General features: G+C 68.3%; 11 protein-coding genes. 3 read left to right on the top strand and 8 right to left on the bottom strand.

Going from position 1 to position 12,724, the window contains the following annotated elements; all coding sequences use genetic code 11:
• Nucleotides 1-73: 73 nt before the first annotated feature.
• The 8 genes from G369_RS0130135 to purT all read right to left on the bottom strand — a co-directional run bounded on the left by G369_RS0130135 (nt 74) and on the right by purT (nt 9,383).
• Nucleotides 74-1,933, bottom strand: a complete 1,860-nt coding sequence (locus G369_RS0130135) for an AMP-dependent synthetase/ligase (RefSeq protein ID WP_019657797.1) — start codon at nt 1,931-1,933, stop codon at nt 74-76.
• Between the two features lie 5 nt (nt 1,934-1,938).
• On the bottom strand, nt 1,939-2,712 hold the full coding sequence (locus tag G369_RS0130130; protein ID WP_019657796.1) for an ABC transporter ATP-binding protein: 774 nt from the start codon (nt 2,710-2,712) through the stop codon (nt 1,939-1,941).
• 238 nt (nt 2,713-2,950) lie between these two features.
• Nucleotides 2,951-3,769, bottom strand: coding sequence for an ABC transporter ATP-binding protein (locus G369_RS0130125; RefSeq protein ID WP_019657795.1), 819 nt, complete (start codon nt 3,767-3,769; stop codon nt 2,951-2,953).
• A 145-nt stretch (nt 3,770-3,914) separates the two neighbouring features.
• Nucleotides 3,915-4,991 (bottom strand): branched-chain amino acid ABC transporter permease, encoded by a 1,077-nt coding sequence (locus G369_RS0130120; RefSeq protein ID WP_019657794.1) that lies wholly within the window; start codon nt 4,989-4,991, stop codon nt 3,915-3,917.
• 93 nt (nt 4,992-5,084) lie between these two features.
• Complete coding sequence (locus tag G369_RS0130115) at nt 5,085-5,960, bottom strand: branched-chain amino acid ABC transporter permease (RefSeq protein WP_019657793.1); 876 nt, start codon at nt 5,958-5,960, stop codon at nt 5,085-5,087.
• A 19-nt stretch (nt 5,961-5,979) separates the two neighbouring features.
• Entirely contained in the window at nt 5,980-6,822 is an 843-nt protein-coding gene (locus tag G369_RS0130110) for a helix-turn-helix domain-containing protein (RefSeq protein ID WP_026346755.1), read from the bottom strand.
• A 121-nt stretch (nt 6,823-6,943) separates the two neighbouring features.
• On the bottom strand, nt 6,944-7,885 hold the full coding sequence (lipP1, locus tag G369_RS0130105) for a LipP1 family hormone-sensitive lipase (RefSeq protein ID WP_019657791.1): 942 nt from the start codon (nt 7,883-7,885) through the stop codon (nt 6,944-6,946).
• A gap of 298 nt (nt 7,886-8,183) precedes the next feature.
• Nucleotides 8,184-9,383: a formate-dependent phosphoribosylglycinamide formyltransferase gene (gene purT / locus G369_RS0130100; protein WP_019657790.1), complete on the bottom strand. Its 1,200-nt coding sequence runs from the start codon at nt 9,381-9,383 to the stop codon at nt 8,184-8,186.
• A gap of 173 nt (nt 9,384-9,556) precedes the next feature.
• Between purT and G369_RS0130095 the strand changes: the two genes are divergently transcribed.
• From G369_RS0130095 to G369_RS0130085, 3 genes are all read left to right on the top strand, one after another.
• Entirely contained in the window at nt 9,557-10,405 is an 849-nt protein-coding gene (locus G369_RS0130095; protein ID WP_019657789.1) for a 3-hydroxybutyryl-CoA dehydrogenase, read from the top strand.
• A gap of 120 nt (nt 10,406-10,525) precedes the next feature.
• Entirely contained in the window at nt 10,526-11,341 is an 816-nt protein-coding gene (locus G369_RS0130090; RefSeq protein ID WP_019657788.1) for a crotonase/enoyl-CoA hydratase family protein, read from the top strand.
• A gap of 24 nt (nt 11,342-11,365) precedes the next feature.
• Complete coding sequence (locus G369_RS0130085) at nt 11,366-12,718, top strand: serine hydrolase domain-containing protein (protein WP_019657787.1); 1,353 nt, start codon at nt 11,366-11,368, stop codon at nt 12,716-12,718.
• The last annotated feature ends 6 nt before the right edge of the window (nt 12,719-12,724 follow it).

Genomic DNA, 12,724 nt, shown 5'->3' with positions numbered 1-12,724 from the left:
CGGGCCGCTGGTGTTGCCCCCGCTAGGGGGAAGGCGTGCGCGACACGAAGTGCGCGAAGCCTGGGGGCGAGCCTTATCCATACATGGCCTCGATGCGCTGCGCGTACTTGGCCTGCACCAGCTTGCGCTTGAGCTTCATCGTGGGCGTGAGCTCCTCGTCCTCGGCGCTGAGCTGCGTCTCCAGCAGGAAGAACTTCTTGATCTGCTCCACGCGGGCGAACTTGGCGTTGACGCGATCGATCTCGCCCTGGATCAGCTCCTGCACTTCCTTGGCGCGCGTCAGGCTCTCGTAGTTGCTGAACGGCACGTCGTTGTCCTGCGCGAATTTCTCGACGTTCTCCTGGTCGATCATGACGATCACCGTGAGGTAGGGCCTCCTGTCGCCGATGACCACGGCATCGGTGATGTAGAGGCTGAACTTGAGCTCGTTCTCCAGCTCGCTGGGCGTCACGTTCTTCCCGCCCGCCGTGATGATGATGTCTTTCATGCGGTCGGTGATGCGGAAATACCCGTCCTCGTCCATCACGCCCACGTCGCCGGTGTGCAGCCAGCCGTCGGCGTCGATGGTCTCGGCCGTCTTCTCCGGCAGGTTGAGGTACCCCATGAAGACATTGGGGCCGCGCACCAGGATCTCGCCGGTGGCCGGGTCCACGCGCACCTCGTTGTAGCTGGTGGCCGGCCCGATCGAGCCCGGCTTGATGCGTGCGGCCGGCACCGCGGTGGAGGCGCCGCACGACTCCGTCATGCCCCACACCTCCAGCATCGGCACGCCCAGCGCGAGGTACCACTTCACCAGCTCCGGCGAGATGGGCGCCGCGCCCGTCACCAGGAAGCGCGAGCGGTGGATGCCGATGAGCTTGCGCGCGTTGTCCAGCGCAAGCGCGCGCGCCAGCCTGAACTTGAGCTTCAGCCCTGCCCCCACCGGCTGGCCTGCCAGCACGCGCTCGGCGATCCGTTCACCCACGCCGATGCTCCACCTGTAGGCCGCCTGCTGCAGCGGGCTCGCTTCCTTCAGCGCGATCATCACGCCGGAATAGAACTTCTCCCACACGCGCGGAACCGCAGTGAACACGGTGGGTGCGATCTCGCGCACGTTCTCGGGCACCGTCTCCGGGTTCTCGACGAAGTTGAGGATCGAGCCTGTGTACATCGCGAAATACTCGCCGCCCATGCGCTCGGCGATGTGGCACAGCGGCAGGAAGCACATGCGCTCGTCCTTGTCGTCCTGCGCCACCAGCGTGTTGTAGCCGCGCGCCGTGTACACCAGCCCCGCGTGGCTGTGCATCGCGCCCTTGGGCTTGCCGGTGGTGCCCGAGGTGTAGACGAGGATGGCCAGGTCTTCCGGACGGCAGGCCGCGACCGTGCGCTCCACGGTTTGCGGGTCGGTCGCCAGGCGTTCGCGGCCGAGGGCGCGCAGCGCGTCGAGGCTCATCACGCCCGCGTCGTCGAGCTCGCGCAGGCCCTCCATGTCGAACACGATCACGCGGCGCAGCCCCGGCAGGCCGGCGCGGACCTCCAGCGCCTTGTCGAGCTGCTCGTCGTCTTCCACGAAGAGCACGGTGGTGCGCGAGTCCTCGCAGAGGTAGTGCACCTGCGAGGCGGCATCGGTCGGATAGATGCCGTTGGACACGCCGCCGCAGCTGAGCACCGCGAGGTCGGCCAGCACCCATTCGATGACGGTGTTCGACAGGATCGACGCGCACTCGCCCGGCGCGAAGCCGATGGCCTGCAGTCCCGCCGCGATCTCTCGCACCGCGTCGGCCGTCTGGTGCCAGCTCCAGCTGCGCCAGATGCCGAGCTTCTTCTGCCGCATCCAGATGTTGTCGCCGCGCTGCTTCACGGCGTTCCAGAACATCGCCGGGATGGTGTCGCCGGGTACGACCACGTCGAGCTTCGGCGCGAAGGTTTTCAGGTCCCAGAGTCCTTGCTGCATGGCGACTATCTCCAGGTCTTCTTCTTTTTCCAGCGCCGCTCGCCGCGCACGCCGTCGTCCTTCATGCCGAGGTAGAACTCCTTGATGTCCTCCTTCTCCCTCAGGCGTTCGCAGGAGTCTTCCATCACGATGCGGCCGTTCTCCAGCACGTAGCCGTGGTCCGCCGCGTTGAGCGCCATGTTGGCGTTCTGCTCCACCAGCAGGATCGTGGTGCCGCGCTCGCGGTTGATGCGCACCACGATCTCGAAGATCTCCTTCGTCAGCTTCGGGCTGAGGCCGAGGCTGGGCTCGTCCAACAGGATCAGATGCGGCGCCGCCATGATCGCGCGCGAGATCGCCAGCATCTGCTGCTGCCCGCCCGACAGCAGGCCCGCGTCCTGCGCCGCGCGCTCGCGCAGGATCGGGAAGTAGCCGAAGACCGTCTCGATGTCGCGCGCCACGCCGTCGCGGTCCTTGCGGGTGTAGGCGCCCATCAGCAGGTTGTCCTTCACCGACAGCAGCGGGAACACCTCGCGGCCTTCAGGCACGTGACTCAGGCCCTGCTGGACGATGTAGGCCGGGTCCTTGGCGGTGATGTCCGCGCCCTGGAACTCGATGCTGCCCTTGCGCGGATCGATGATCCCGGAGATGGTCTTGAGGATCGTCGTCTTGCCCGCGCCGTTCGAGCCGAGCACCGTCACGATCTCGCCCTTGCGAACCCTGAGGCTCACGCCCCTGATGGCCTTGATCGGGCCGTAGGCGCTCTCGACGTTCATGAGCTGGAGGACTGTGTCGCTCATGTCCGCCCTCCACCACCCAGCCAAGCCCGGTGTGCGGTGCGGCGCGGCCGCCCCCTCTGTGCCGCCGAGGAGCGCAGCGTTTCGCGGACAAGGGCTCGCAGCTGTTTGAGCGAAGCGAGTTCTGCGAGACCCCGCGAAACGCGAGCACCGCAGGGTAGCCGCGAAGCGGCCGGCATAGTGGGGGCGGCCGCGCCGCACCGCATGCCGGGCGCCCCCAAAGAGGCAACGAACGAAGCTTTCACGCCGCCACCCTCCTCAAACTGCTCACGTCGTCCACGGTCCCCAGATAGGCCTCGACAACACGAGGATCAGCCTGCACTTCGCCGGGAGAGCCAGTAGCCAGCACCTCGCCCTGGTTCATAGCCAGCACCCGGTCCGATACCTTCGACACAAGCGACATGTCGTGCTCGACCATCAGCACCGACACGCCCAGCTCATGCTGGATGTCCTGGATCCAGAAGGCCATGTCCGCCGTCTCCTCCACGTTGAGGCCGGACGAAGGCTCGTCGAGCAGCAGCAGCTTCGGCTCCGTGCACAACGCACGCGCCAGCTCCACCACCTTGCGAACGCCATAGGGCAGCCCCGCGACCATCGAGTCGCGATGGTGCTGCAGGTCCAGCAGGTCGATCACCTGCTCCGCCTTCTCGCGCGCCGCGATCTCGGCGCGCCGCGTGGCCGGCGTGAAGAAGACCTCGCTCCAGAAGCCCGTCCGCCGGTGCGTGTGGCGGCCGATCAGCAGGTTGTGCAGCACCGTCGCATGCTCGAAGAGCTCGATGTTCTGGAAGGTGCGCGCGATGCCCAGTGCCGCAATCGCGTGCGGCGCCTGCTGCGTCAGCGCGATCGGCCTTCCGGCTTCGCCGTGCCACACGATCTCGCCGGTGGTCGGCGTGTAGATGCGGCTGATCAGGTTGAACACCGTCGTCTTGCCCGCACCGTTCGGCCCGATCAGCGTGAAAACCTCGCCGCGCCGCACGTCGAAGCTCACCTTGTTGACCGCGAGCACGCCGCCGAAGCGAACGCTCAGCTCCTTCGCGGAAAGGAGGATGTCGCCGCTCAACGCTGTACTCCGTCACGCGCCGGCGCGCAGGATTGCCACTCGGCATTCGCAGGACACCGCGGAGCCGGCTTTGCCGGGCCGCAGGTGTCGCCCCCGGCGAGGAGGTTGGCGAAGCGACACGAAGTGCGCGAAGCCTGGGGGAGTGTCATTTCAGTCGATCCGACTTGGTGAAGGACTTCTGCCGCTTGAACAGACCCTTGCGGTAGAACGGAAACAGCTGCAGCCAGGTGCGGATCTTCAGCCAGCGCCCGTACAGCCCCAGCGGCTCGAACAGCACGAAGGCGATCAGCACCAGGCCGTACACCAGCCCCTGCAGGCCCGGCGCCTGTCCGATCGCGGCAGGCAGCCAGTCCTTGCCGATGGAGATCAGCTGCGGCATCGCGATCAGGAAGATCGCGCCCAGGAACGCGCCGTGCACCGAGCCCAGCCCGCCGATCACCACCATCAGCAGCAGGTCGATCGACTGCAGGATGCTGAACTGGTCCGGCGAGATGAAGCTCAGCTTGTGCGCATACAGCGCGCCGCCCAGCCCCGCGAGCGCGGCCGAGATCGCGAACGACATCGTCTTGTAGCGCGCCAGATGGATGCCCATGCTCTGCGCCGAGATCTCCGAATCGCGGATCGCGACGAAGGCCCGCCCCGTCGGCGAACGCAGCAGGTTCAGGATGCCCAGCGTCGCCAGCACCGCCACCACCAGGCAGAGGAAGTAGAAGCCTTCGCCAGAGCCCAGCGACCAGCCGAAGAGCTGCGGCGACTTGACGTGCAGCCCCGCGTTGCCGCCCGTCATGCTCTCCCAGCGCGCGAACACCTCCTCGACGATGAAGCCGAACGACAGCGTCGCGATGCCCAGGTAGATGCCCTTCACCCGCAGCGCCGGCAGGGCCACCACCACGCCCACCGCCGCCGACAGCGCAGCGGCCGCGACCAGTGCCAGCGGAAACGGCACGCCGATGTTCGTCAGCACGCCCTGCGTGTACGCCCCCGCGCCGAGGAACGCCGCGTGCCCGATGGAGAACTGGCCCGTGAAGCCCGCCAGCAGCATCAGCCCCAGGCCGACGATGCCGTAGATCAGCACGAAGGTCAGCTGCGCGAGCCAGTACTCGTCGATGACCCACGGCGCCGCGAGCAGGAAGGCCGCCAGCAGCCCGTACCAGAACACATGGCCGCCGTGCTTGGCGAGCCGGATGTCCTGGTCGTAACTCGTTTTGAAGATGAAGCGCATGGTTCAGGTCCGTCGCCGGGCCGCCCCAGGGCGGACCTGCGCCCCCTCGGGGGGCAGCGAGTACACGAAGTGACGAGCGTGGGGGCGCATTCTTTAAACCTTCTTGCGCAGCTTCTCGCCGAACAGGCCGTTCGGCTTGATCATGAGCATCAGCAGCACCACGATGTACGGCGCCGTGTCCTTGAAGCCGTCGGGCAGGTAGAAGCCCGCGAAAGATTCGACGATGCCGATCACCAGCCCGCCGACGATCGCGCCCGGCAGGCTGCCGAAGCCGCCCACCACCGCCGCCGGAAAGGCCTTGAGCCCGATGAAGCCCATGTTCGCGTGCACGAAGGTGATGGGCGCCAGCAGCATGCCCGCGATGGCCGCCACCGCCGCCGCGAGCCCCCACACCAGCCCGTTGAGCCGCTTCACCGGAATGCCCATGTAGTAGGCCGCGAGCTGGTTCTGCGACGAGGCCTGCATCGCGATGCCCAGCTTGCTGTAGCGGAACATCGCGAACAGCAGGCCGCACAGGATGGCGGTGGCCACGATGATCACGAACTGCTCCAGGTTCACCACCAGCTCGCCCAGCTTCCAGATCTGGTCCTTGTAGGGCACGGCCAGCGTGTGCGTCTCTGTGCCGATGCCCGGCACCATGGTGACGAGCCCGCGCGCCACGTACGCGATGCCGATGGTCAGCATCACGATCGAGAACTGCGGCTGCCCGAGGATCGGCCGGATCACCACCAGCTCCAGCAGCACGCCGAATGCCGCCATCGCCACCACCGCGAGGATGGCCGCCAGCCAGAAGGGCATGCCGAAGAGCGACATGCCCGCGAACGCCCCGAAGGCGCCGAGCATCATCAGGTCGCCCTGCGCGAAGCTCACCGTCTCGGTGGCCTTGTAGATGAGCACGAAGCCCAGCGCGATCAGGCCGTAGATGCAGCCTTGCGCGATGCCCGACAGCAGCAGCTGAAGAATCTGCATGGACTCTGTTCCGCCGCGTTCATTGCCGGGTGAAGCCGCCGCTGCCGCCGGCCGCGTCGTGCAGCACGAGGCGGCGCGAGCCGGCCACGATGTCGCTGGGCTTGAGGCCGTAGACCTGGCGGATCGAATGACTGAAGTGCGTCGAGTCGGGGTAGCCGGTGTCAAGCGCGATGTCGGTCAGCGTGCTGCTCTGGCGCACATAGCGCAGCAGGCTGCGCGCACGCTTCCAGGCCCTGAAGGCGCGGAAGGCCATGCCCGTCTCCTGCTTGAACAGATGCAGGAAGCGCGAGAACGACAGGTGCACCGAGGCCGCCCACTCCTCGGCCGAGGCCGGCGCAGCCGGGTCGGCGTTGATGGCGTCGGCCACCTTGCGGATGCGCGCATCGAGCGCGCGCGGCGCGAGCGGCTCGCCGAAGAACATCGTGTCGAAGTCGAAGCCCTCGAAGTTCATGCCTCGCGCCGAGGCGGCGAGCAGGTTCGCATGGGCCTCGCGCACGCGCTGCACGAAGGCCGGCGCATCGGCCGGGCCGCAGTGCTGCAGGAAGGCCGGCATGCGTGCCGGGTCGACCGACTCCGACTCGATCAGCAGGTTGAAGATCAGCGGATGCGCGGTCTCCACCTCGTGCGGCACGTGCGGCGGCACCACGATGAACTCGCCGCTCATCCAGGCTCCGCCGCCGATGCGGATGCGCGTGGGCGGCGCGCCGACGGGCGACACGTACACGCCGTGCCCGCCCATCGTGCGCTCGGCAGCGGCACCGAGCAGGCCTGCGTAGAACACGCGATGCGGCGTGAGCCACATCAGGCGTTCGCCTTGCCTCTCGGCACCGCGCGCGGGCGGCGTCGTCCTCGTTCGCTGCATGGTGCTTGTCTCCTGCATCGGTGGACTGCCGCTTCGTGGCGGCGTCCTTTGTTGGCTGGATCGTAGCGGCGCAGGCCGCCAGCGCGATATGGGTTTGCGCCGATTTGCGCGAGGACTTTCCCTATGCCGCCGCGAACGCGCGGCGCAGCTCGGCGGCGCACAGCTCGACCGCCGCATTGGCCTCGTCGAGCACCTTGCCCATCGGCACGAAGCCGTGGATCTGGCGCTCGAAGCACACGTAGACCGCGCTGTTGCCCGCGGCCGTGAGCGCCTGCGCATACGCGGCGCCTTCGTCGCGCAGCGGGTCGTAGCCGGCGGTGAGCACCAATGCCGGGGGCAGCCTCGAAAGATCGGGATGCAGCAGCGGCGAGGCACGCCAGTCGAGGTCGTGCTTCGGGTCGGTGATGTAGTGGTCGTGGAAGTAGCGGATGGTGTCCGCCGTGAGCAGGTAGCCCTGCCCATTGCTCTGGTGCGATGCGTGGCCGCGCCGCATGTCGGTGGCCGGGTAGATCAGCAGCTGGTAGACGATGGGCAGGTCGCCCGCGTCGCGCGCGGCGATCGACACCACCGCCGCGAGGTTGCCGCCCGCGCTGTCGCCGCCCACGGCCAGGCGGTTCGCGTCGAGCCCCAGCGCCGCGGCCTCGCGGCGCACCCAGCGGGTGGCGGCCAGCACGTCGTCGACGGCGGCGGGAAAGCGGTGCTCGGGGCCCATGCGGTAGTCGACCGCGACCACCGCGCAGCCCGCGCCGTTGGCCAGCTGGCGGCACAGCACGTCGTGCGTGTCGAGGTCGCCGATGACCCAGCCGCCGCCGTGGTAGTACACCAGCACCGGCAGAGGCCCCACGCCAGAGCCCATCGGACGGTACAGGCGCACCGGGATGGCGCCGTGCGGACCGTCGACAGCGAGGTCGCGCACCTCGGCCACCTCGGGCGGCAGCGGCTGCGTGGCGGTGCGACGCTCGCGGTAGAAGGCCCGCGCGTCGGCGGGCGACAGGGTGTGCGTCGGCGGGATGCCGCGTGCCTCGATGAAGTCCAGCAGGGCGCGCGCCTGGGGATGCAGCATGGTGTCTCCGGTGGATCGTTGCGAGCGTCCAGTGTGGGAGGCATCGGGCGCTTGCGGTATCCGCATGCACCCGCACCCCGACCGGGCCCGGCAAGCCACCGCACCATGCCCGCGCGCGCCAGGACACGGCTTGCGGAAACTGGCTACATCTATCGCGGAGGCTCCTCCTTCGCGAGGCCCACGCGCCGCCACGGCCCGGGCCAGGGACACCGCGGAACCGGCTTTGCCGGGCCGCCGGTGTCGCCCCCGGCGGGGGGTTGGCGTAGCGACACGAAGTGAGCGAAGCCTGGGGGCGAGCTTACTTCCGGGGCTTCACGCGGGAGGCGGCTTCTTTCGCGAGCTTGCGGGCCGTGTCGGTGTCGGCCGCGTGCACCAGCGCCACGCCCATGCGGCGCTTGGTGAAGCTCTCGGGCTTGCCGAACAGGCGCACTTCGCTGCCGGGCACCTGCAGTGCATCGGCCACGCCGTCGAAGGCGATGCCGGTGGCGTCCACCCCGCCGTAGATCACCGCGCTGGCGCCCGGGCTCTTGAGAGAGGTGTCGACCGGCAGGCCGAGGATGGCGCGCGCGTGCAGCTCGAACTCGTTCTGCCACTGGGTGGCCATGGTGACCATGCCGGTGTCGTGCGGGCGCGGGCTGACTTCGCTGAACCAGACCTCGTCGCCCTTCACGAAGAGCTCCACGCCGAACAGGCCCTGGCCGCCCAGGTCGGCCGTGACGGCCTGCGCGATGTGCTGCGCCTTCTGCAGCGCCGCGGGCGCCATGGGGTGCGGCTGCCAGCTTTCGACGTAGTCGCCGCTCACCTGCACGTGGCCGATGGGGTCGCAGAACTTGGTCTCGATGTTGCCGGCGGCATCCTTGGCGCGCACGGTCAGCAGCGTGATCTCGTAGTCGAAGTCGATGAAGCCCTCGACGATCACGCGGCCGTGGCTCACGCGGCCGCCGGCCATGGCGTAGTCCCAGGCCTTCTGCACGTCGGCGGGGCCGTCGATCTTGCTCTGGCCCTTGCCGGAGCTGCTCATCACGGGCTTGACGATGCAGGGGTAGCCGATGCCCGCGTCGATGGCGGCCTGCAGCTCGGCCAGCGAGTCGCAGAACTTGTAGGGGCTGGTCGGCACGCCCAGCGTCTCGGCGGCCAGGCGGCGGATGCCCTCGCGGTCCATGGTCAGGCGGGCGGCGCGGGCCGTGGGGATCACGCGCACGGTGCCGGCCTCTTCCAGCTCCTGCAGCATGGGCGTGGCGATGGCCTCGATCTCGGGCACCACCAGCGCGGGCTTCTCGGCCTCGATCAGCGCCTTGAGCTGCGCCGGGTCGCTCATGGTGATGGTGCGGGCATGGTGCGCCACCTGCTGGCCGGGGGCGTTCTCGTAGCGGTCGACGGCGATGGTCTCGACGCCGAGGCGCTGCAGGGCGATCAGCACCTCCTTGCCGAGTTCGCCGGAGCCCAGGAGCATCACGCGGGTTGCGGAGGGGGAAAGGGGGGTGCCGAGGGTGGTCATGGTCGGAAGTCGAAAAAGGCGGGAAAAAGCAACCGCAGGACTGTAAGCCACCTGCAGCCGCCGGTGTCGCACGCGGGAACGGCGCGGGCGCGGGGCTGCTTCACAATCGATGTTCTTGCCGCGGGCCAGCCGCGCGCTCCCCTTTCTTTTTGCTTTCTCCAAGGAGTTCTCTCATGGCTATCCAGACTGTAGGCATCATCGGCGCCGGAACGATGGGCAACGGCATCGCGCAGGCCTGCGCGGTGGCCGGCGTGAAGGTGGTGATGGTCGACATCGCCCAGGCGGCGGTCGACAAGGGCCTGGCCACGGTGTCGGGCAGCCTCGACCGCCTGATCAAGAAGGAAAAGCTCACCGCCGAGCAGAAGACCGCCGCGCTGGCGCTCATCCAGGGCTCGACGAACTACGAAGACCTGAAGGGCGCCCAGCTGGTCATCGAGGCCGCCACCGAGAACCACGCGCTCAAGCTCAAGATCCTCAAGCAGGTCGACGAGATGCTGGCGCCCGAGGTCATCATCGCCTCGAACACCTCCTCGATCTCGATCACGCAGCTGGCCGCAGCCACCTCGCGCGCCGACCGCTTCATCGGCATGCACTTCTTCAACCCGGTGCCGATGATGGCGCTGGTGGAGCTGATCCGCGGCTACCTCACGAGCGACGCCACGCACGACACGGTGAAGGAGCTGGCCGAGCGCCTGGGCAAGTCGCCGATCACGGTGAAGAACGCCCCGGGCTTCGTGGTCAACCGCATCCTGGTGCCGATGATCAACGAGGCCTTCTTCGTGCTGTCCGAAGGCATCGCCACGGCGGAAGACATTGACGCCGGCATGAAGCTGGGCTGCAACCAGCCCATCGGCCCGCTGGCGCTGGCCGACATGATCGGCCTGGACGTGTGCCTGGCGGTGATGGAGGTGTACCTGGAGCAGTTCGGCGACTCCAAGTACCGCCCCTGCCCGCTGCTGAAGGAAATGGTCGCGGCCGGCCAGCTCGGCCGCAAGACCGGCCGCGGCGTGTACACCTACTAACCCCCGGACTCGGCCACTTCGTGTGGCCCGCCCCCCCCCTTGGCAAGGGGGCGACACCAGCGGCCCGGCAAAGCCGGTTCCGCGGTGTTCCTTGAAAAGACAAGAAAGGAGACTGCTCGCATGACCGCCACGCCCACCACCCCACCCGCAGAAGGCTGCATCGACACCCAGGTACTCGGCCACGTGCTGCTGATCGGCATCAACCGCCCGGCCAAGCGCAACGGCTGGACGCCGCCGATGTTCAAGCAGCTGGCCGAGGCCTACACCCGGCTCGACGACGATCCGGAACTGCGCGTTGGCGTGCTGCATGCCTTCGGCGACCACTTCACGGCGGGCCTCGACCTGCCGGCGGTCACCGAATACATGAAGCGCGGCGAGAAGGCGATTCCTGCCGGGCTGGTGGAGCCGCACGACTTCGGCCTGCCCGACTACCGCCGCCGCACCAAGCCGATGGTGGTGGCGGTCAAGGGCATCTGCTTCACGGTCGGCATCGAGCTGATGCTGGGCGCCGACATCGTGGTGGCGGCCGACAACTGCCGCTTCTCGCAGATGGAAGTGCAGCGCGGCATCATGGCCACGGGCGGCGCCACGCTGCGCATGGCCGAGCGCGCGGGCGTGGGCAACGCCATGCTGCACCTGCTCACTGCAGACGAGTTCGACAGCGCCGAGGCCTACCGCCTCAACTTCGTGCAGAAAGTGGTGCCCACCGGGCAGGAGCTGGACGCGGCGCTGGCCATCGCCCAGCGCATCGCGGCGCAGGCGCCGCTGGCGGTGGTGGCGACGCGGCTGAACGTGATCAAGGCCGTGGAGCAGGGGCCGCTGGCCGCCGTGTCGGAATTCATCGAGACGCAGAAGCGCCTGTCGAACAGCGAGGACGCCGCCGAGGGCGTGCGCTCCTTCATCGAACGCCGGCCGGCGCGGTTCTCGGGCCGCTGAACTCTTTCATCAAGAACAACGAAGATGCCTCGTCTCACCCCCCTTCTCACTCCTCTTCTCACTCGCACGGCGCTCGCCGCCGCATTCACCCTGCTCGCCGTGAACACCACTTCCGCCCAGACGCCCACGCCTGCAGCGCTGCCCGACCCTGCCGCCACCTCGGTCGAGGCCATGGGCTGGATGAAGGGCTTCCCGCCCCCGCCCGACAAGCTCATCACCTTCGACAACCCCGCCGGCGGCGTCTTCCCGCGCACGCGCTGGAGCTTCTCGCACGTGCGCGAGACGGTGCCCACGGCCAACGTATGGCGCGGTCCCGGCGCGGCCAGCCCGCTGCCTTCGGCGCCGGCCCCCTTCGACATCGAGGCCGTCACCTTCAAGCCCCTGGGCAGCGACCAGACGCTGAACTTCGCCCAGATGATCGCCAACACCTACACCGACGGCATCCTCGTGATGCACCGTGGCAAGGTGGTCTACGAGAAGTACTTCGGCGCGCTCACGCCCGAGCGTCCGCACATCGCGATGTCGGTCACCAAGTCCTTCGTGGGCACGCTGGCGGCGATCCTCGCGGACGAGGGCAAGCTCGACCCGGCCGCGCCCGTCACGAAGTACATCCCCGAGCTCAAGGACAGCGCCTACGGTGACGCCACCGTGCGCCAGGTGATGGACATGACCGTGGGCGTGCACTACTCCGAGAACTACGCCGACCCCAAGGCCGAGATCTGGGACTACGCGCGTGCCGGCGGCATGCTCACCCAGGGCGCGAACTACACCGGCCCGAAGTCGTTCTACGAGTTCCTCGTCACGCTGAAGAAGGAGGGCGAGCACGGCGAAGGCTTCGCCTACAAGACAGTCAACGCCGAGGTGCTGGCGTGGATCGTTCGCCGCGCCAGCAACCAGTCGCTGGCTGACCTGCTGAGCGAGAAGATCTGGCGCCGCATCGGCGCCGAGCAGGACGCCTACTTCATGGTCGACCGCATCGGCACCGAGTCGGGCGGCGGCGGCCTGAACACCGTGCTGCGCGATCTCGCGCGCTTCGGCGAGACCATGCGCAACGGCGGGCGCGCCTCCAGCGGGCAGCAGGCCATTCCGAAGGCGGTGGTGGAAGACATCCAGCGCGGCGGCGACCCGGCCAAGTTCGTGAAGGCGGGCTATCCGCTGCTCAAGGGCTGGTCGTATCGCGACATGTGGTGGGTCTCGCACAACCCGCACGGTGCCTACATGGCGCGCGGCATCCACGGCCAGAGCATCTACGTGGACCCGAAGGCCGAGATGGTGATCGTGCGCTATGCGGCGCACCCGGTGGCGGCCAACGGCGCGAACGATCCGCTCACGCTGCCGGCCTTCCAGGCGATGGCCGAGGCGCTGATGCGCCCCTGAGCCTTC

The sequence above is a fragment of the Variovorax atrisoli 110B genome (assembly GCF_000382045.1).
In the GTDB taxonomy this organism is placed as follows: Bacteria; Pseudomonadota; Gammaproteobacteria; order Burkholderiales; family Burkholderiaceae_C; genus Variovorax; species Variovorax atrisoli.
Note: the sequence above shows the minus strand (reverse complement) of the source record. Positions and strands in the feature narration are given on the sequence as shown.

Coding starts and splice junctions, on each gene's coding strand:
- G369_RS0130135 (WP_019657797.1), bottom strand. CDS start 1,933: ATGCAGCAAGGACTCTGGGACCTGAAAACCTTCGCGCCGAAGCTCGAC.
- G369_RS0130130 (WP_019657796.1), bottom strand. CDS start 2,712: ATGAGCGACACAGTCCTCCAGCTCATGAACGTCGAGAGCGCCTACGGC.
- G369_RS0130120 (WP_019657794.1), bottom strand. CDS start 4,991: ATGCGCTTCATCTTCAAAACGAGTTACGACCAGGACATCCGGCTCGCC.
- G369_RS0130115 (WP_019657793.1), bottom strand. CDS start 5,960: ATGCAGATTCTTCAGCTGCTGCTGTCGGGCATCGCGCAAGGCTGCATC.
- G369_RS0130110 (WP_026346755.1), bottom strand. CDS start 6,822: ATGCAGCGAACGAGGACGACGCCGCCCGCGCGCGGTGCCGAGAGGCAA.
- lipP1 (WP_019657791.1), bottom strand. CDS start 7,885: ATGCTGCATCCCCAGGCGCGCGCCCTGCTGGACTTCATCGAGGCACGC.
- purT (WP_019657790.1), bottom strand. CDS start 9,383: ATGACCACCCTCGGCACCCCCCTTTCCCCCTCCGCAACCCGCGTGATG.
- G369_RS0130095 (WP_019657789.1), top strand. CDS start 9,557: ATGGCTATCCAGACTGTAGGCATCATCGGCGCCGGAACGATGGGCAAC.
- G369_RS0130090 (WP_019657788.1), top strand. CDS start 10,526: ATGACCGCCACGCCCACCACCCCACCCGCAGAAGGCTGCATCGACACC.
- G369_RS0130085 (WP_019657787.1), top strand. CDS start 11,366: ATGCCTCGTCTCACCCCCCTTCTCACTCCTCTTCTCACTCGCACGGCG.